This is a genomic window from Leeia aquatica, from assembly GCF_012641365.1.
In the GTDB taxonomy this organism is placed as follows: Bacteria; Pseudomonadota; Gammaproteobacteria; order Burkholderiales; family Leeiaceae; genus Leeia; species Leeia aquatica.
The window spans coordinates 186828-205286 of the sequence record NZ_JABAIM010000005.1 but is presented as its reverse complement, the minus strand read 5'-3'; the positions used below and the strand labels follow the sequence as shown (position 1 = coordinate 205286).

16 protein-coding genes and 1 rRNA gene are annotated in these 18459 nt (G+C 60.3%); 11 read left to right on the top strand and 6 right to left on the bottom strand.

Going from position 1 to position 18459, the window contains the following annotated elements:
• Nucleotides 1-88: ribosomal RNA gene (gene rrf, locus HF682_RS17490) — 5S ribosomal RNA — on the top strand; the annotation flags it as partial.
• A gap of 82 nt (nucleotides 89-170) precedes the next feature.
• Here the strand turns inward: rrf and HF682_RS17485 are convergent.
• The gene (locus HF682_RS17485) at nucleotides 171-932 is read right to left on the bottom strand and encodes a substrate-binding periplasmic protein (protein ID WP_168878627.1); all 762 of its coding nucleotides are present in this window, start codon (nucleotides 930-932) and stop codon (nucleotides 171-173) included.
• Between the two features lie 159 nt (nucleotides 933-1091).
• Between HF682_RS17485 and HF682_RS17480 the strand changes: the two genes are divergently transcribed.
• On the top strand, nucleotides 1092-1529 hold the full coding sequence (locus HF682_RS17480; protein WP_168878626.1) for a hypothetical protein: 438 nt from the start codon (nucleotides 1092-1094) through the stop codon (nucleotides 1527-1529).
• Here HF682_RS17480 and HF682_RS18130 read toward each other — a convergent pair.
• The 3 genes from HF682_RS18130 to HF682_RS17465 form a co-directional block, all read right to left on the bottom strand.
• Complete coding sequence (locus tag HF682_RS18130) at nucleotides 1489-2631, bottom strand: methyl-accepting chemotaxis protein (protein WP_168878625.1); 1143 nt, start codon at nucleotides 2629-2631, stop codon at nucleotides 1489-1491. The two genes, HF682_RS17480 and HF682_RS18130, sit on opposite strands and share 41 nt — an antisense overlap.
• Before the next feature lie 84 nt (nucleotides 2632-2715).
• Nucleotides 2716-4563 carry a helicase-related protein gene (locus tag HF682_RS18040; RefSeq protein ID WP_205882148.1) on the bottom strand — a complete coding sequence of 616 codons (1848 nt, stop codon included), beginning with the start codon at nucleotides 4561-4563 and terminating at the stop codon, nucleotides 2716-2718.
• A 139-nt stretch (nucleotides 4564-4702) separates the two neighbouring features.
• Complete coding sequence (locus HF682_RS17465) at nucleotides 4703-6325, bottom strand: GGDEF domain-containing response regulator (RefSeq protein WP_168878624.1); 1623 nt, start codon at nucleotides 6323-6325, stop codon at nucleotides 4703-4705.
• 226 nt (nucleotides 6326-6551) lie between these two features.
• Here HF682_RS17465 and HF682_RS17460 point away from each other — a divergent pair, with 226 nt between their 5' ends.
• Entirely contained in the window at nucleotides 6552-7541 is a 990-nt protein-coding gene (locus HF682_RS17460; RefSeq protein WP_168878623.1) for a nucleoid-associated protein, read from the top strand.
• A 5-nt stretch (nucleotides 7542-7546) separates the two neighbouring features.
• On the opposite strand, the gene HF682_RS17455 is transcribed toward HF682_RS17460, so the two are convergent.
• Nucleotides 7547-8191 carry a TetR/AcrR family transcriptional regulator gene (locus HF682_RS17455; RefSeq protein WP_168878622.1) on the bottom strand — a complete coding sequence of 215 codons (645 nt, stop codon included), beginning with the start codon at nucleotides 8189-8191 and terminating at the stop codon, nucleotides 7547-7549.
• Between the two features lie 230 nt (nucleotides 8192-8421).
• On the opposite strand from HF682_RS17455, the gene HF682_RS17450 reads away from it, so the two are divergent.
• The 6 genes from HF682_RS17450 (at nucleotide 8422) to HF682_RS17425 (ending at nucleotide 16265) form a co-directional block, all read left to right on the top strand.
• A complete protein-coding gene (locus tag HF682_RS17450; RefSeq protein ID WP_168878621.1) occupies nucleotides 8422-9834 on the top strand; it encodes an efflux transporter outer membrane subunit in 1413 nt (470 codons plus the stop codon).
• Between the two features lie 35 nt (nucleotides 9835-9869).
• On the top strand, nucleotides 9870-11021 hold the full coding sequence (locus HF682_RS17445; protein ID WP_168878620.1) for an efflux RND transporter periplasmic adaptor subunit: 1152 nt from the start codon (nucleotides 9870-9872) through the stop codon (nucleotides 11019-11021).
• 34 nt (nucleotides 11022-11055) lie between these two features.
• Nucleotides 11056-14103, top strand: a complete 3048-nt coding sequence (locus tag HF682_RS17440) for an efflux RND transporter permease subunit (protein ID WP_168878619.1) — start codon at nucleotides 11056-11058, stop codon at nucleotides 14101-14103.
• Between the two features lie 114 nt (nucleotides 14104-14217).
• Complete coding sequence (locus HF682_RS17435; RefSeq protein WP_168878618.1) at nucleotides 14218-14790, top strand: DUF1415 domain-containing protein; 573 nt, start codon at nucleotides 14218-14220, stop codon at nucleotides 14788-14790.
• On the top strand, nucleotides 14783-16012 hold the full coding sequence (locus tag HF682_RS17430) for an MFS transporter (RefSeq protein ID WP_168878617.1): 1230 nt from the start codon (nucleotides 14783-14785) through the stop codon (nucleotides 16010-16012). The genes HF682_RS17435 and HF682_RS17430 overlap by 8 nt, the downstream gene beginning before the upstream one ends.
• Before the next feature lie 40 nt (nucleotides 16013-16052).
• On the top strand, nucleotides 16053-16265 hold the full coding sequence (locus tag HF682_RS17425) for an RNA-binding S4 domain-containing protein (protein WP_168878616.1): 213 nt from the start codon (nucleotides 16053-16055) through the stop codon (nucleotides 16263-16265).
• 46 nt (nucleotides 16266-16311) lie between these two features.
• On the opposite strand, the gene HF682_RS17420 is transcribed toward HF682_RS17425, so the two are convergent.
• Nucleotides 16312-17088, bottom strand: coding sequence for a ferredoxin--NADP reductase (locus HF682_RS17420; RefSeq protein WP_168878615.1), 777 nt, complete (start codon nucleotides 17086-17088; stop codon nucleotides 16312-16314).
• Nucleotides 17089-17590: 502 nt separating this feature from the next.
• Between HF682_RS17420 and HF682_RS17415 the strand changes: the two genes are divergently transcribed.
• Entirely contained in the window at nucleotides 17591-18193 is a 603-nt protein-coding gene (locus HF682_RS17415) for a YceH family protein (RefSeq protein ID WP_205882147.1), read from the top strand.
• Entirely contained in the window at nucleotides 18190-18453 is a 264-nt protein-coding gene (locus HF682_RS17410; RefSeq protein ID WP_168878614.1) for a GIY-YIG nuclease family protein, read from the top strand. Before HF682_RS17415 ends, HF682_RS17410 begins: the two co-directional genes overlap by 4 nt.
• Nucleotides 18454-18459: the final 6 nt, after the last annotated feature.

Below are 18459 nucleotides of genomic sequence, written 5' to 3'. Positions count from 1 at the left end.
ACTCCTTCCCATCCCGAACAGGACAGTGAAACGACGTTGCGCCGATGATAGTGAGCAGATCGCTTGTGAAAGTAGGTCACCGCCAGGCTCCCATTTGAAGCCCCTGCAGACAGCTGCAGGGGCTTCTCGCTTTGCGGCAATCTAATAGACTCTAACTTGGACCGCTGTGATCAGCTTTTCATGGCAAGATCGATATGTTTTTTCATGATCTTGGCGTATTCGCCTGATAGTTTGAGTGCTTTCAGACCCTTGTTGAAGGTGTCCACTACATGCTGGGCATTGGCCAGCGCCTTCGGGACCAGTAGATACATCGCGGTTGATGCCACAGTTTCTTTTGAGGGCACAATTTGTTTGTTGGTTAGCCCTGCCGCCTGAAAAGCTTTCTGTCCTTGTATTTCATCTGTCACATAGAAGTCGACTTTGCCCTCGCCAAGTAGCTTGGCGCAAGGCGTAATGTCCTCCGCCTCTACTCGAGTGATGGTGCCACTTTTAAGCATGGCCTGAAGGAACGGACTCACCGCCCATCCTTTCGGAATACAGGCTTTTTTGCCCTGATAGACAGATGGACCTCCCGAAACGGCAAAAGTCTTATCTGTACGAGTAAACACCTTCAGGTTGGTGACAAAGACCGGCTCAGAGAACAGAAATGCCTCAGACCGCTCCGGGGTTTGGCTATACGGGAAGGTTCCTGCATATTTTCCGGCTTGGGTGGCTTTGAAGCCGGCATCCCATTCAAGCCAGCTGAACTTGGCTTCTGCACCTGCAAGCGTGAAAGCACGCTTCACGATTTCTGTAACCATGCCACCCTCTGGAAGCTTTTGATCTGCAAAAGGGGCGTAATCATTTCCGGTTGCAAAGTTAAAGCTTTCGGCATGAGCCTGCAGGACGGTACTGATGAGTGCAAGGGTGATGAGCTGTTTTAGCGATTTCATGCTAGCTTCCTTCCAATAAAGTTACACCTCCACCCCGCAGGGGCTGATGAGACAACTATAGTGCACATACTTAGAAATGGAAGTGAGAGGCCTCCGTTGCAGTGTGGCCGCTGATCTTGCCGGAGTATATGGCTGTCAGGAATTAAACAGGAGGGGAAGATGAATCTGTGGCTGGTACTGGCGGGTGCGCTGAGCCTGCTTGCGGCTGCGCTGCATGTGGCCATCATCTGCAAAGGCCCGGCATGGTATCGCTTGTTTGGCGCAGGGGAGCGCATGGCAACCCTTGCAGAGCAGGGCAAGCGAGAGCCCGCATTGATCACCGCCAACATCGCATTGGTTTTGCTGCTGTGGGCGTTGTATGCCTTTTCCGGAGCGGGTTTACTGCCGCCCTTCCCGCTACTGGACTGGGCGCTGGCAGGGATCACCTTGATCTACCTGTTGCGTGGTGTGCTGCCGATGCTGGCGGCGGTCTTCATGCCACAGCTGCGCACCCCGTTCATGTGGTGGAGTTCGCTGATTTGTACCGTTTATGGCCTCTGCCATGCTGTCGGGCTGTTCATCTTGCTGGTCCAGTCTGGCTTGCCTCGCTACGATTAAGTGGAAGTTCAAGCATCAGTGCCCATGGCGTTGGGGCATCACCAAATGCCACGGGCTGTACGAGCTGGGCAGTGTGCGGGGATGGCATGGCCTGATGAGGCCGACCTTCCCGTATGGCTTGCAGCAGGGCTGCCGGAAGTTCGCGCGCAGGCTTGCCGAGTTTAAGTTTGTCCGGGTGAGTGACCCAGGCACCTTCATTGGACACGAGCATGAAGCGGCCTTGGCCTAAAGGCTGCTTGCCATGCATTTCTTCCTGCAATTGTGCCAGTGCATAGTCGAGCCCCACTACCCCCAGGAAACGCTGGTTGACCACCAAAGGCAGCATGAGCGAGGTCATCAGTACGCTTTGCCCTGCCGCCTGATAATAGTAGGGCTCCATCAGCACATCTCGCCCTAGTTTACGAGGAAGCTCATACCAGGCATTTTCACCAGGCACATCATAGTTGGCTAAGGGTTCGAGGGCGACCTGACCATTGGCACGGTTCCAGTACGGCAAGAAGCGACCACTGTGGTCGTGCCCATCCTGGTTGATGTAGTCGGCATCGTGTTGGTCAAGCGCATTCGGCTCCCAGCCACTGGAGAGGGCGAACAACTCGGGGTAGCGACCCAGCAAGGTGCGCATTTGTGTATTGATCTGCTCACGACTGAGGGTGCACCCCGCCGCCACTGTGCTGACCAGCAGGTGACGCAAGCCATCGGCAACGGTTGCCATGCGGGTAAAGCGAGCAGAGAGAGTGGCGGCTTCGCCAGCCAGAATGGCATCCGCTTTCTGCAACACCGCCTCTTGCTCGGCACGTTCCACCCCCTCTACCGCGTGTCCGGTTTCTTGCTGGATTTGCTGGATCATGCCGCTGATTTCCGCGGTGGCGGTGGCGGTGCGTTCGGCCAGTTTACGCACTTCATCAGCGACTACAGCAAAGCCGCGGCCCTGCTCACCAGCGCGGGCAGCCTCAATTGCAGCATTCAAGGCCAGCAGGTTGGTGTGCTTGGTAATCTGGGTGATGGTGTCGGTGATGCTGCCGATATCCCTGGAGCGATGCTCCAGTCGGGACACCATCTGTTTGACTTGTTCGATGGTGCCGCCGTGTTGCACGCCTGACATGCTATGCCCTCCCTGTGTGGAAAGGGCAGTATAGGAAAGCTGGCCGGAGGTGAAAACCGCTATCGGCAGGGCCGATGCTGGCCATCACCCCTGCTTATGGCGTGACCGGCGCTGCTGTTGAGGCTTGGCGTCACGGCTGTGGCGTTGCGGACGGACTCTGGCATTCTGTGCCTGCAGCATGGCATCAATCTCTACCGAGACCCTGCGCGCCAGTTCAACGGCGGCTTCGCCATCTGGAAAGTATTCGGGCTTGCGGTAGCTGAGCCAAGCGTAAGCGGAGTAGCACTTGCAGGCATCTTCAGCGGCTTGCAGCGGAAAGCGGGCATGACGCCAGTTTTCCTGCTGCAAAGGCATTCTTTGTTGCTTGGCCAGCCCTCGTGCCCAGCCCATCAGGGCGTCACTCAGCCGGGGGATGCGGGTGGAAATCGGCACCAGTGACAGCATCAAGCGTTCTGCCAGTGGCAGGGGCAGTACATCGAGCCAGGCGGCACGTTCCACTTGTTCAGCCAGATTGGCCGGGATGAAGAAGTCGTCGCTCACGTCGATGTTGCGGGCGAACAGCTTCAGCAGCTTTTCCAGTCCCTGCTCACCGGTGGCACGGCTGATTTGCTGCAGCTGGTCAAGCGAGGGGGCAACCTTGAAGCCGGTGTCGCGCAAGGGGTCGATGCGTGCCTTGAGCAAACGCTTCAGCAAGCGGTGCGTACCGTCATCGAAACCCGCCACAAAGCCCGCTTCGTGCATGCCATAGCGCCCGGCACGCCCGGCAATCTGCTGTGCCAGCCAGGGTTCGAGGACCGTTTCTTCCTTGCCATCGAATTTTTCGGCGGTGGTGAACACGATACGGGACACCGGCAGATTCAAGCCCATGCCGATGGCGTCGGTACCCACCAGCACATCGGCCTCGCCGTCGCGGAAACGTTTGGCTTGAGCGCGTCGCACTTCGGGCGACAGATTACCGTAAATGGTGGCGACAGAGAGGCCCGCAGCGGTGATCTGATCCCGCCAGTACAGCACGTCCTTGCGGGAAAATGCGATGACGGCATCACCACGGCGCAGATTACCCATGCTGCGCACCGGTTGCGGCTCCAGCGTGAGTGGCGACTTGCGTTCCAGCTCGATGATTTCCAGTGGGCAGCCCAGCCTGCGGGCGAGCGCCTCAATAGCGGGGCGGGCATTCAACGCCCCGACCAGATAGACACGCTCGGCGGGGGCGCCGCAGACGGCAGCCGTCCAGGCACTGCCCCGGTCGGGGTCGTCCAGCATCTGGATTTCGTCAATGATGGCGACTTCGACCACGCGCCGGGTATTCAGCATCTCGATGGTGCTGGCAACGTGGGTTGCACCCGGGGTTAAACGTTGTTCTTCGCCGGTAATCAGGCTGACGGCGACGCCTTGCTCCTCTAGCCGCTCAAAGTTCTCCAGCGCCAGCAAGCGCAGTGGGGCCAGGTAGACGCCACTGGCGGCCTGCGCCAGATCCTGCATGGCGCGGTGGGTCTTGCCCGAGTTGGTGGGACCAAGCACGGCAATGAAGCGGCGCGCCATCCGGTGCGCGGCGATAAAGGTTTCCGGGTATTGGTCCAGTTTGATTGAGGACTGGGCCAGTGCCGCATTTTCTTGCTCACGTGCACGCTCTGCGGCGGCTTCTATCCGCTCTTCCACCACCTGGAAGCGCTGGGCCGCCAGCTGCACATCGCTGACCAGGGCGGAAAAGTGCGGCAGGGCATCAACGCCCAAACGCTCTGCCAGCAGCATGGCCTTGAACACAAAGGCTTGCACGTCGCGCTGAAAGGTGAGCGCTGTATCCTGCGGGAAGCGGGAATGCACCAGCTCATACTGGCCTTCCGGCCCCAGTTTTTGCCATTTGCCGCTTTTGGCCAGGGTGCCATTGGCGGGGATCAGCTGGTAGCGGACAGTATACGAGCCTGCCTGCACCGTACCGCCGAGTGACAGGGCGACGACACCATCACCCTGTACCAGTCGTGCGCCCAGCAGGGTCAGCCAATGATCCAGCGGTGTGCTGTCCGTACGGGGTGGGGTGCGGGTGCTCAGGGGAAAACCTCAGTTGGCTGGGTCAGGCCGCATTCGGGGTGCGGCGGGCAAGGTGGATGCGGTTACGGCCTTCGCGCTTGGCATGATACAAGGCTTCATCGGCCGCATTGATCAGGTCTTCAGCATCGCCTGAGATCGTATGATCGGCGGCACCGGCGCTGAAGCTGACGCTGAAATGCTGATCACGGTAAGGGTGCCGGATGCAGGCGAAATCGGTGCGGATGCGATCCAGGATACCCTGTGCTTGTGCAGCATCCACGCCCGGCAGACCGACCACGAACTCCTCACCGCCATAGCGCCCGACGATATCGGTCTTGCGCAGACGTTGGCGCAACAGCCAGGCGAGGCTGCGGATGACCTGATCCCCCATCGGATGGCCATAGGTGTCATTGACCCGCTTGAAGTGATCAATGTCGATCATGGCGATGGTCATGGGCTGCCCCTGTGCCAGCATGCTGGACAGACTGGCCTCCAGTGAGGTCTTCGTGCTGGTATGGTTGAGCAAACCGGTCAGGCTGTCGTGATACATGGAGCGGCGCAGCGCACGGTAGCGCTCGACCTTGCTCTTGACTATGGCGTTGAGAAACACCGGGTTGAACGGTTTGGTCAGGAACAGATCGCCACCCAAGCGCAAAGCCTCCACCTGCAAGGCCACGTCGGTCTCGCCGGACAGGTAAACGATGGGGATGGACAGGTAGTGATTGTCCTGACGAATGATGCGAGTGGCCTCCACCCCCGTGCAACCCGGCATATGCATGTCCATCAGGATCAATTCCGGATTGAACTGGTGCAGGGCGTGCAGCACCTGCTTGGGGTCCTGTATGGCCTGCGTGCTGATCTGGCGCTCGTCCAGCGCACGCTGTACCAGTTTGGTTGCCGTCAATGAATCTTCAACGATCAGAATGCGGAACGGCTCCAGATCGACCGGCTCACCCAGCTCCAGCAGGCGAGCGACGATCTGATCCACCGGGGTGTCTTCCAGCAAGCAAATGTCACAGCCACCGGCCAGTGAGCTTTGCAGCAGATTGAACTCCGCGCGCATGGAGAGGCCAATGATACGGCAGGCCGGCAATTGCGCGCGCAGCGCTGCCAGCCGATGCTGCCACTCCTCCAGTTCACACCCTGTTGCATCCAGCAGCAGCATCGGCATGTCATCCATTACTGGCGGCAGCTCGTGATAATGGTGGCTGCTGGCCTTCATGCCAAAGTAGCCCAGCTGCGCCAGCATGTCCTGCCAGCGCTCGGCCTGTTTGGAGAGCAGCCAGATGCTGCGGAAGCCGGGCGCATCCGCTACCGGCCCAGCCTCGCCGTGTACGGCGCGCCGTTCCTGGCGGAGCTTGACGTCGGCCAGGTGTTGTTGCATGGCTTGCGACAATCGTGCCATCAGGCCCGAGATTTCAACCTGAGCCTCCGCGGGCAGCGGGTGATTGCTGTCATCACCAAACAGGCTCAGCGCCAGTTGCTCCAGCGACTGCCCGGCATGAGTCAGCCCGGCCAGACCTTTGTCCTGCAGAAATTCCGTGAGGCTGTTGAGCGAGATGACAAACTCGACAAAGCCTTCAAACTCGGGTCGTTTCCGGTAGCTTTCCCAGCAGGATTCAACGGATTGATGCTTGCCAGCGAGCTCTAGGGGAGAGTAGGACATCGATCTGATAAGTGGTCAGGGCTGCGATTGGGGGCCAGTACATCAAAATAATGGGTTATTGCCGTACGCAATGATGGCAGCACAGCATCCTACCAGCCTTCAGCGGTTTTCGGGGAAAAAACAGCATGCGATCAAGCTGTTGCAGGGCCGGTTGCAGGTCAAAACCACAAAACCGGGCGGACATGGGAAAATGTCGCAGTATCCTGATTCTCACGAAGGTATTTTGATGTCTGCTGTTCAGCAATTGCACCAGCTGTTACTGTTCCCCCTGTCAGAGGCAGAGCTGGCTTCCGGCCATGATGGCGTGGCGCTGTCGCTGGATGTTCAGCAAGATCAGGCGCAGTCCTTACTCGAAGGCGTGCTGGAGCAATATACCAGCCGCTTGGGCAAAGGATACGGTCGCCCTGGCGAACTGGATGATGCCCAGGTCAAGCGCTGGCTGACGGCGCATGCCGTGGCACAGTCGCTGGACTTTGCGATGTTGTGCCAGCACTGGTATGGGCACGCCAGGCAGTGTCTGCAGGGCGGGCCGGTTCCGGGTCATTGGTTGATGTTTGCCCGCCTGCAGCAAGGTTCTTCCGACGTGATCCTGTTGGCCTTGCTGCCACAGAAGCAGGTGCTGCAGATGCAGCAAGGGCACTTGCAGGTGCAGTCGGTGCTGGACCTGCCGTCGATTCAGCTGGCCGGGCGGATTGATCTGACCGGCTGGCAGCAAGGTACCGAGCGCTGCATTGGCTTCCTGCGAGGGCGGGGCGATGGCAGTCCGGGTTTCAAGCGTCTGTTAGGGTGTGAAGACGTCATGGTGCCGCTGAAAGAGACGCAGAAGCTGGTGCAGGGCCTGACCCGTTTTGCAGAGGAAGAGGCGGTTCCTGCGGAGCAGCGCGATCAGGTGTTTGCACAGATGCATGGCGCACTGGAGGCGCTGGGCGAGCGCGGTGCGCCGTTGGCGCTGGATGAACTGATCCAGCAGAGCTGGCCTGAGGCGCCCGCCCGCTTGCAGACGGTACTGGCAGAGCAGGCGGTAACCGATGGCTTTGTGCCAGACCGGCGCGCGCTGAAGCCTTTGACGCGCTTCAAGGCGGCCGGAGAGCACTGGCGGCTGGAGTTCGACCGCCGCAGCCTGCGCAGCGGCGAAGTCATCTATGAGCGACAGCACGACCGGCTGGTCTTGACCGGTCTGCCAGAGTCCCTGCGTGCCGCCTTGCAGGCGGACTGACGGGTTTAACTCTCGACCCGGTGGCCCTGCAGGAAGAGCCGGACCGCACTATGAACTTGCAGGGTCAATTGCTCGCGGGTGGGGGCATCCCAGGCCAACAAGGTTCGTCGGTAGCTGCCTGCCTCACAGAGCTGCATGAATTGTTCGGCTGCTAATGGGCATACTGGGAAATGGTACTGACCGAGCTGATTAACCTGCCCTAAATAATCAGACAGTACACTGACAGCCATACCTGGTCCGGTGGCCTCCACCATCTTCCCCAGCTCCGGAAAATTGACGGCCTCGGCCAGCACGATACGGATGAACGTGATGTGTTCCCGGTTGAGAAGCTCTTCCACCATGTGCATGCCAAACTCGGTCAGCACGCCTAAGGGCTGTTGTGGGTCCAACTGCCAGTCATGGCTATGACTGCCATTGGTCGCATCATAGCAGTCCCCCTGGATCATGGTGGCGAACAGGGTCTCCTTGTTGGCAAAGTAGTTGTAGAGCGTGCCCTTGGAGACGCCCGCTTCCCGCGCAATGCGGTCCATGCTGGCGCTGCCGTAACCAGATTCCAGAAAGACCTGACGCGCGCCACGCAGAATCTGGTCGTATTTGGCCTTGCTGAGGCCCGGGCGTAGCACGGGCAGGCTGTAGCTTGGGTTTTCCACAGCGGGCTTATCCGGCAAAGCCTGCGGGGGCGCTGGAAAACAATCGCGTATCCATAGGGGGCAGTCTCAATTAAGGTTACATGAAGTTATTCTATATTGACTGAACGGTTCGGTCAATGTAGGATTGACTGAACTGTTCAGTTCACTTTGGCTGATCTGAAGGGTATGAGCTGAACCAGCAAAGGCATTGAGCACAGGAGCCAGCAATGAGGCGGTTTGGGGAGTGGGTCGTGCAACGCCCGCAAATGACGGGATTGATCGTGGTGGGATTGCTGACGGGGTGTGCGGTTCAAGTCCCCCAGCCCGATGCAGCAACAATGAACCCGCAAGCCACCCGCTGGGAGGCCAGCAAGCCGGTGGTGGACCCACAGCGTGTGGTGGCGCTGCAAGATTGGTGGGCAGGCTGGCATGATGCCGTGCTGCAGCGTCTGCAGGTGGCTGCGCAGCAATCCAGCCCGTCCCTGCAGCAAGCAACCGCGCGTATTCAGGAGGCGAGGGCGGATGCTGCTGCTGCGGGCGCGGCACTGTGGCCCCGGCTGACCCTGCATGGCTCGGATACCCATAGTCGCAACGAAGTGCAGCAGCCGAACGAGCGCCTGCATACACAAAACCTGGGGCTGGATGCCAGCTGGGAGCTGGACCTGTTTGGCGGGGTGGCGGCAGCGCGGCAGAGTTACCTGGCCACCCAGTCGGCCCGTGATGCCGAATGGCACGATGCCCGCATCAGCCTGGCTGCCGAGGTGGCGAATACCTATGTGATGCTGCGCAGCCTGGAACAGCAAATCCTGCTGCAACAAGAGCAGCAGCGTTCGTTGCAGCAGACGCATTTACTGGTTGAGAAACGCCGTCAGGCTGGATGGTCGTCGGCAACCGATGTGTTGAATCTGGATGCCGCGCTGGCCAATGGCCAGAGTCAGCTGCAGGAGTTGCAATCTGCACGCGACCTGACCATCAAGGGACTGGTCGCGCTGACGGGGGTTGCCGAGCGTGATGTACGTGACTGGGTGGCAGTGGGCTATGCCGGCCAGCCACAACCGCCTGGACTGGTGGTGGATGACGTTCCCGCCAATGTGCTGCAGCAGCGGCCTGATATCCGCATTGCGGCAGATGGCATTCGTTCTGCCGCTTCCGCGGTGGGGGTGGCCGAAGCCTTACGCTACCCCTCGGTGTCGCTGCTGGGCAGCATCAGCCGCCTGCGGGTAGGAAGTGCTGGTGCGACCATTGAGGGTAACAGCTGGTCCTTTGGCCCCAGCATCAGCTTCCCGCTGTTCGACGGGGGCCGGCTCAAGGCGCAACAGGAGGCCGCAGAGGCCCGCTACCAGCAAAGCGTAGCCGCCTATCAAGGTCTGGTACGGCAAGCGGTGCGTGAAGTGGAAGAGGCCTTGGTGCGGCTGGAAGGGAGCCGCATACGCGAGCAGCAATTGCGGCAGGCCGTGAGCGCCTATCAGCAGGTGTACCGGAATACCGATATTTTGTGGAAGGCGGGAAGCGTCAGCCAGCTGGAGCTGGAAGAGGCGCGTCGCCAATGGCGTGGCGCCGAAATGGCGCTGGCACAGCTGCAGCGTGAACGGGTCAGCTACTGGATCGCCTTGTATAAAGCAACGGGCGGCGATTGGACCCATATGCGTCAGCAGCCTCGTTAACTGGACTGGATTGAAACATGTCAGGAGTACCGAAAATGTTGTTCAACAGCAGCGAGCCGGGTGACCCACAGCAGACGGTTTCGCCACGCCAGATGCGACCATTGGCGTGGGCCACCTTGGGAGGGCTGGCCATGATGACAGCCTTGCTGGGCGCATGCGGCCAATCCGGGCAGGAGAAACCTGCTGCCCCGCCTCCGCGCCCTGCGCTGGCAGTCACAGTCACGCAACCCACAGTCGTGAACATGCCGGACATCATCCGTGCCAATGGCAGTATTGCGGCATGGCAAGAGCTGGCTGTCAGTACCGAGCTGCAGGGGCTGCGGCTGGTTGAGCTGCCGGTGTCGGTCGGGGATGTGGTGCGCAAGGGGCAGTTGCTGGCCCGCTTTGATGAGCAGACGGTACAGGCGGAGTTGAAGCAAGCCTCGGCGGCCGTCAATGAGGCGGAAACCGCATACCGGGAGGCGAGGGACAATGCCAACCGTGCACGACAGGTCGATAAGACGGGCGCCATGAGCGCACAGCAGGTCAGCCAGTTTCTGGCGCAAGAACAGATGGCCGATGCCCGCCGCCAAACCGCTCGTGCGCAGCTGCAGACCGTGCAGCTACGGCTGGCGCGTACCCGTGTGCTCGCCCCGGACCATGGTGTGATCAGCGCCCGCCCGGCTACCCTGGGCAGCGTCGGGCAACCAGGGGTAGAGCTGGTGCGCATGGTCCGGCAGAGCCGGCTGGAATGGCGAGCCGATGTGACCGCGACGGAGAGTGTGCGGGTACGTCCCGGTCAAACCGCTCGCCTGGCCGGGCCGGACGGCACGGTACAGACCGGTACGGTACGGCAGGTATCACCCGTGGTAGATGCGCAAAGCCGCAATGTGCAGGTCTTCATCGACATTCCGAGCACCGACCCGGCGCTCGGCAAGCTCAAGCCAGGCATGTTCGTCAAAGGGGAGCTACAGGTGGGCACCCGTACGAGCCTGACCTTGCCGGGCAGCGCCATTGTGCTGCGGGATGGCTTCGCACATGTGTTTGTGCTGCAGGCCAAGAACCGCATTCATCTGCAACGGGTGCAGGCCGGACAGCAATTGAGTGGCCGTGTCGAGGTGTCGGGGCTACCGGCTACCAGTCAGGTGGTTGCCAGCGGTGGCGGCTTCCTCAATGACGGCGATACGGTCAAGGTCGTTACACGCTAAGGCGTTTCCAGACCGTTAAATACAAGAGGTTGCAATGAACTTTTCTGCATGGGCGATCAAGAAACCGATCCCGTCCCTGATGTTGTTCATCCTGCTGACACTGGCCGGGATGCTGACCTTCAAAGCCATGAAGGTGCAGAGCTTTCCGGATGTGGAGTTGCCGATGGTCACTATCTCGGCAGCGCTGCCGGGCGCCGCGCCCGCTCAGCTGGAAAGCGAGGTGGCACGCAAGCTGGAAAATGCCGTAGCATCGCTGCGGGGCGTCAAGCAGGTGTACTCCAAGATTCAGGACGGGCTGGTGCTGGTCACGGTCGAATTTATCCTGGAAAAGCCGATCACCGAGGCGGTGGACGATGTCCGCAATGCGGTCAGCGGGGTGCGCAGTGACCTCCCGGGGGACTTGAAAGACCCGGTGATCAGCAAGGTCGATTTCAGCGACCAGGCGATTCTGGTGTACACCATCAGCGTCACAGGTATGGACGAAGAACAACTGTCCTGGCTGATTGATAACCGTATTTCCAAGGACTTGCGTGGGGTCGCCGGTATTGGCCGGGTGACGCGGGTCGGCGGCTTGAACCGGCAGGTCAGTGTTGAGCTGGACCCGGCTCGCATGCAGGCGCTTGGCGTGACGGCACTGGATGTGTCGCGCCAGTTGCTGATCACGCAGAAAGACGCCTCCGGTGGTCGTACCGAGCTTAGTGGGTCAGAGCAGGCGGTGCGTACCCTCGGGACGGTCAAGACGGCGGAAGAAGTGGGGAATATGGAGCTGGCACTGGTGGATGGCCGGCGCATCCGTCTGAACCAGATTGCGACTGTCAAAGATACGGTGGCGGATCGCCGCAGCGCCGCCATGCTCGATGGCAAGCCGGTGGTCGGCTTCGAGCTGACCCGTTCCCGCGGTGCCGGGGAAATGGATGTGGCGACCGCGGTGCGTGCGCGCATGGCCCAACTCAAGTCAGCCGTGCCTGGCCTGCAGTATGCCGAGGTCTTTGACATGGCGACGCCGGTGCAGGAGCAATTTGATGGCTCCATGCACCTGCTGTATGAAGGCGCCTTGCTGGCCATCATCGTGGTGTGGTTCTTCCTGCGGGACTGGCGCGCGACCTTTGTCTCGGCGGTGGCCTTGCCGCTGTCGGTGATCCCGACCTTCATCGGCATGCACTACTTTGGCTTCACCCTCAATGTGGTGACGCTGCTGTCACTCGCGCTGGTGGTGGGGATTCTGGTGGACGATGCCATCGTGGAGATCGAGAACATCGTACGCCACCTGCACATGGGCAAAACCCCGTATCAGGCAGCCATGGAGGCAGCCGACGAGATCGGTATGGCGGTGATTGCCACCACGCTGGCGCTGGTGGCGGTGTTCCTGCCGACGGCCTTCATGGACGGCATTGTGGGGCGGTTCTTCAAGCAATTCGGCTGGACTGCGGCACTGGCCGTGCTGGCATCCCTGCTGGTGGCCCGTCTGCTGACGCCGATGATGGCCGCCTACATGCTGAAGAAGATTGATTACCACCCGAAAGAGGGCGCGGTCACGCGCGGGTACATGGCGGTCGCCAGCTGGTGCTTGCGGCATCGCCTGCTCACCGTGCTGATGACAATCGGCTTCTTCGTCGGCTCGATGGCGCTGTCGGGCTTGCTGAAAACCGGTTTCGTGCCTGCCGATGACATGTCGCAAACTGCGGTCAAGATCGAATTGCCGCCTGGCAGTACCTTTGAGCAGACCCGGGACATGGCAGAGCGTACGCGCAAGCTGCTGATGACGCAGCCTTACATCAAGCGGGTGTATACCGCCATTGGTGGCGGCTCTGCCGGGACGGACCTGTTTGCCGATGGCGGTGCGGCCAGTGTGACCCAGGCCAGCTTGATGCTTACGCTGGCGGATCGCCATGAGCGGCCGATCACCAAGACCCGACTGGAAGGCTTGCTGCGTGAAAAACTGTCGGTACTGCCCGGCGTGCGGGTCACGGTGGGGCTGGGGGGCAATGGCGAGAAGTACCAGATGGTGCTGGTGTCCGATGATCCGCAAATGCTGTATCGCACTGTCGAGAAGGTCAAGCAGGAGCTGTACACCATCCCGGGATTGGGCGCAGTGACGGCCAATGCCAGCCTGGAGCGGCCCGAGATCGAGATTCGCCCCGATCCGGCACGGGCGGCAGACCTGGGGGTGACGCCGGGTGCCATTGCCGAAGTGGTGCGGGTGGCGACCGTCGGCGACTATGACACCCAGCAGTCGAAGCTGAATCTGCCCGATCGGCAAGTGCCCATTGTGGTGCGCATGGGGCCGGATGTGCGCCACAATCTGGAGCTGTTGTCGCGGCTGATGGTGCCGGGTAGCAAAGGACCGGTGATGCTGGGGCAAGTAGCCACCCTGCGGCTGTCCAGTGGCCCGACACAGATTGAGCGGCAAAGCCAGTCGCGCTCGGTAATGTTCAATATCGAACTCAATGGTCGCTCGCTGGGCGAGGTGGCGATGGCGGTGGATAAATTGCCAACCTTGCAGAACCTGCCTGCTGGTGTGAAGAAGAAGGAAGTGGGCGACAGTGAAGAGCAAGGCAAGCTGTTTGCCAGCTTTGGCTTGGCCATGCTGGCCGGGGTCGTGTGCATCTACATGGTGCTGGTGCTGCTGTTCCATGATTTCCTGCAGCCCATCACCATCCTGATCGCCTTGCCCTTGTCGCTGGGGGGCGCGTTCATGGGGCTGCTGATTGGTGGCAGCGAGATGGGCATGCCGGCGCTGATTGGCCTGATCATGCTGATGGGGATTGCTTCCAAGAACTCCATTCTGCTGGTTGAGTATGCGGTAACGGCGCGGGATCAGGGCATGGCGCGGTTTGAGGCGCTGATGGATGCCTGCCACAAGCGAGCGCGGCCGATCGTGATGACATCTCTGGCCATGGGCGCAGGCATGCTGCCGATTGCGCTGGGGATCGGGGTGGACCCGAGCTTCCGTGCACCGATGGCGATTGCGGTGATCGGTGGCCTGGTGACGTCAACCATCCTGAGTTTGCTGGTGGTGCCGGTGTTCTACACCCTGATTGACGATTTCCAGCAATTCATGCGCCGTAAGGCCAAATGGTGAAGCGATAGCACTTGCCTGCACACTGATCAGGTCCGACCGGACAGGCTGCATCGCCTGTCCGGTCCGTCAGACGCTACAATGCAGGTTTCCCCGTTTTCTGTTTCAGGTCTCCCCATGCAAGCAACTACCCCAAGCGTTGACAGGGTCATCGCCGCGACGCGCCATTGGCTGGAACAGGCTGTGATTGGCCTGAACCTGTGCCCGTTTGCCAAGGCGGTGTACGTCAAGCAGCAGGTGCGCATTGTGGTGAGCGAGGCGCCTCATCTGGATGGATTTCTGGAAGACCTGGACCGGGAGCTGCTGGCACTGAACGAAGCGGACCCGGAGCAGGTGGATACCACCTTGCTGATCCACCCGAGCTTGTTGAACGACTTCCTGGTGTTCCATGACGTGACGCAGATTGCCGAAGAAGCAGTGGTGGAGCATGGACTGGATGGGGTGCTGCAGGTGGCGAGCTTCCACCCGCAATTCCAGTTCGAAGGCACTGAGCCGGACGACATTGACAATTACACCAACCGTTCGCCCTATCCCACGCTGCACTTGCTGCGTGAGCAAAGTATCGAACGCGCTGTGCTGGCCTTTCCGGACCCATCCACCATTTATTGGCGCAATATTGAAACCCTGACACAGTTAGGCCATGCCGGCTGGCAGGCGCTGATGTCCCAACCAGGAGAAGCGGGTGAGTGAACCGCGCAGTTTGAGCCAGCAGGTTAACGAACGTATCCTGTTGCTGCTGTTGTGTGGGGTGCAATTTACCCACATTGTTGATTTCATGATCATGATGCCACTGGGGCCGCAGCTGATGCGCAGCATGCACATCACCCCGGCGGCGTTTTCCTTTCTGGTGTCCAGCTACGCCTGGAGCTCAGCGCTGGCTGGGTTGGTGGCGGGTTTCCTGCTGGACCGGTTTGACCGGCGTCAGGCCCATCTGGTGCTCTATGTCGGCTTTATCCTCGCTACCGTGGTCTGTGGGGTGGCCTCAGACTATTGGTCGCTGATGATCGGGCGGGTTCTGGCCGGAGCGTTTGCCGGGGTCATGAGTGCCGGCACCATGGCCATCCTGGTGGATGTGATTCCGGTGGAGCGTCGTGGCCCGGCCATGGGCATCGTGATGGGCGCCTTCAGTCTGGCAGCCATTATTGGCGTGCCCTTCAGCCTCTACCTCGCGGCGCACTGGGGCTGGCGCGTACCTTTCTTGGCTGTGGCTGGCTTCGCCGTGTTGATGCTGTTGGTGGCCTGGCAGCAGTTGCCCAGCTTGCGCGGGCATATGGGGCGAGCCCCGCTGTCCTTGGTGGGACAGTTGCATGCCATCTTTACGCCACGGCATCATCAAGTAGCGTTTGCCTTGATGTCGGCAGTGATTGTGTCCGGCTTCCTTATCATTCCTTTCCTCAGCCCCTCACTGGTGGCCAACGTCGGCGTGAAGGAATCCGAGCTGCCCTGGGTGTATATTGCCGGGGGTATTCCCACCTTGTTCACCGCCCCCCTGATCGGGCGCTGGTCCGACCGGTTTGGTGCCGGCAAGGTGTTCACGCTGGTGGCGCTGTGTGCCATGCCGGCCATGTTGCTGACCACCTGCCTGTATGGCCCCATGCCTTTGTGGCTGGCATTGCTGGTGTCAACCTCGTTCATGATTCTGGTGTCCGGGCGCTTTACCCCGCTGATGAGCTTGACCTCGCGGGTGGCAGAGCCTCACCTGCGCGGCAGCTTCATGAGTTTCATCAATGTGTTTCGTGACTTGTCCAGCGGGGCGGGGGCAGCGATCGCAGGTGCCATTCTGCTCAAGGATGACGCGGGGCACCTGCTGCGCTTCCCCTGGGTGGGGGCGCTCAGTATGGGTGTCTCATTGCTGGCTATCATGCTGGCACTGTGGCTGTCCCGTCTGCTGCAGGCGCAAGTCAGGGCTTGAATCGCGCGGAAGCTTGCAAACCGATTATCTTGGAAAACTTATGCAAAACGAACAGTTTGAATTGAATGGCGAATACATTGCCTTGTGTGATCTGCTGAAACTGGTAGGCGTGGCCCAGAGTGGCGGCCAGGGCAAGCAGATGGTCAGCGACGGCATCGTCACCGTGGATGGGGAAGTCGAGCTGCGCAAGGCGGCCAAGATTCGGGCCGGGCAGCTGGTGGAATGCGCCGGGGTGCGCATTACCGTGGTGTAAAACAAAACAGGCCCTCATTTTGAGGGCCTGCTGTCGGGAGGCTTGCTTACTTCTCGACGAAGGCGCGTTCAATCACATAGTCGCCCGGTACCCCGACACGCGGGGACACCTGAAAGCCGAAACGGTCCAGAATGGCGGCCGTGTCTTTCAGCATGCTGGGGCTGCCACACAGCATGGCGCGGTCGGTTTCCGGATTGATCGGCGGCAGGCCCAGGTCGGCGCACAGCTTGCCGGATTCCAGCAAATCGGTCAGGCGGCCCTGGTTGCGGAATGGCTCACGGGTCACCGAGGGGTAATACACCAGCTTGTCGCGCACCATGTCACCAAAGTACTCGTGGTGCGGCAGTTCGTTCTGAATGTAGTCGGCATAGGCCAGTTCGTTGACATAGCGCACGCCGTGGAACAGGATCACTTTGTCGAAGCGCTCATAGGCTTCCGGGTCTTTGATGATGCTCAGGAATGGGGCCAGACCGGTCCCGGTACCAAACAGGAACAGGTTCTTGCCGGGTTTCAGGTCGCTCACCACCAGCGTGCCGGTTGGCTTGCGCGACACCAGGATGGTGTCGCCTTCCTTCAGATGCTGCAGGCGAGAGGTCAGCGGACCGTTTTGCACCTTGATGCTGAAAAACTCCAGCTCTTCTTCATAATTGGCACTGGCGATACTGTAGGCGCGCATCAGCGGCTTGCCATCCACTTCCAGTCCGATCATCACAAAATGACCGTTCTCGAAGCGCAGTCCGTCATCGCGGGTGGTCTTGAAGCTGAACAGGGTGTCGTTCCAGTGGCGCACACTGGTCACGGTCTCTTGGGCGTAGTTGGCCATGGTATGAAGTCTTCGCGTGATGCGCTGCAAAATTGATATTGTACCTGAACGGTTTAGAATTTTATTGCGTCAGCGCATGTTATGGCTAGGCTGATTCGTTCTAAGAATATGCAGGAGTCGGCTTATTTTGCGCTCAACCCTCATCCAATGGGTCAAGCTACACCCCGAGGCTCCGCACAAGCCGCAGATGGGGCAACCGTGCAATGGCTGCGGGGTGTGCTGTGCCGCCGAGCTCTGTCCACTGGCACGCTTGCGTTTTCTGAAACGCCAAGGGCCGTGTCCGGCCTTGCAATGGCGTGGAACGCATTATGGTTGCGGGATGCTGCTGGCACCAGAGCGTTACTTGCCGTTTGCAGCTTGGTGGCGAAGCCGCCTTGGCCAGCGATGCTTGCGTCGCTGGCTGGGCGTTGGGGTGGGGTGTGATTCCGATTGTGAAGTGAGCGCGGAGGAGCACTAGGCCGCATGGCATAATGGCAGGCATGTTTCCTTGCGGATGTTTGCCATGAGTGTGCCCCAGTTGTCTGCTGCTGCCTTGCGTGTGCTGTCTTCCCTGTCGGAGAAGCAACGCACGGTTCCTGATACCTACCCGATGACGCTCAATGCGCTGCAATCCGCTTGCAACCAGAAAACCAGCCGCGAACCGGTGCTGACCCTTTCTGAGGCGGAGATTCTGGCTGCACTGGATGAGCTGCGTGATCTGGGCTGGATCGCGGAGCAGAGTGGCGGTCGCGCCAGCCGCTTTGCGCAGCAGTTTGACAAGGCATTGCAGTTGCCCAGCCAGTCGGTAGCCATCCTCACCGTGCTGATGCTGCGCGGGCCGCAAACGGCAGGGGAGCTACGGCTCAACTGTGAGCGCATGCATCGCTTTGCCGATATCTCCGCGGTGGAAGCCTTTCTTGAAGAACTGTCCGAGCGAGCAGCCGGCGCGCTGGTACGCCTGCTGCCGCGCCAGCCAGGGGCACGGGAGAGTCGCTGGGTGCATCTGCTGGGCGAGGTGGCTGAGGATGCCCCGGCGGTCGCCCCATCGCCCGACCTGCTGGCTTCGCTGCTGCAGCGGGTGGAAGTGCTGGAGCAGGCGGTGGCCGCGCTGCAAGCCGGGCGGTGAGTGACGACCTCTGGTGGGTATATGTGCTGCAATGCCGGGGTGATCGCCTGTATACCGGCATTGCACGAGACCCTCATGCCCGTTACCAGCAGCACGTGAGTGGCAAGGGAGCCCGGTTTACCCGCGCCTTTCCCCCCGAGCAACTGCTGGCAAGCCGTGCGTTTGCTACCCAAAGTGAGGCACTGCGGGAAGAGGCGCGGATCAAGCGTCTGTCTCGTCCTGCCAAGCTGGCCCTGGTGTCAGGCTGGCAAGCAGAGTAAGGAACA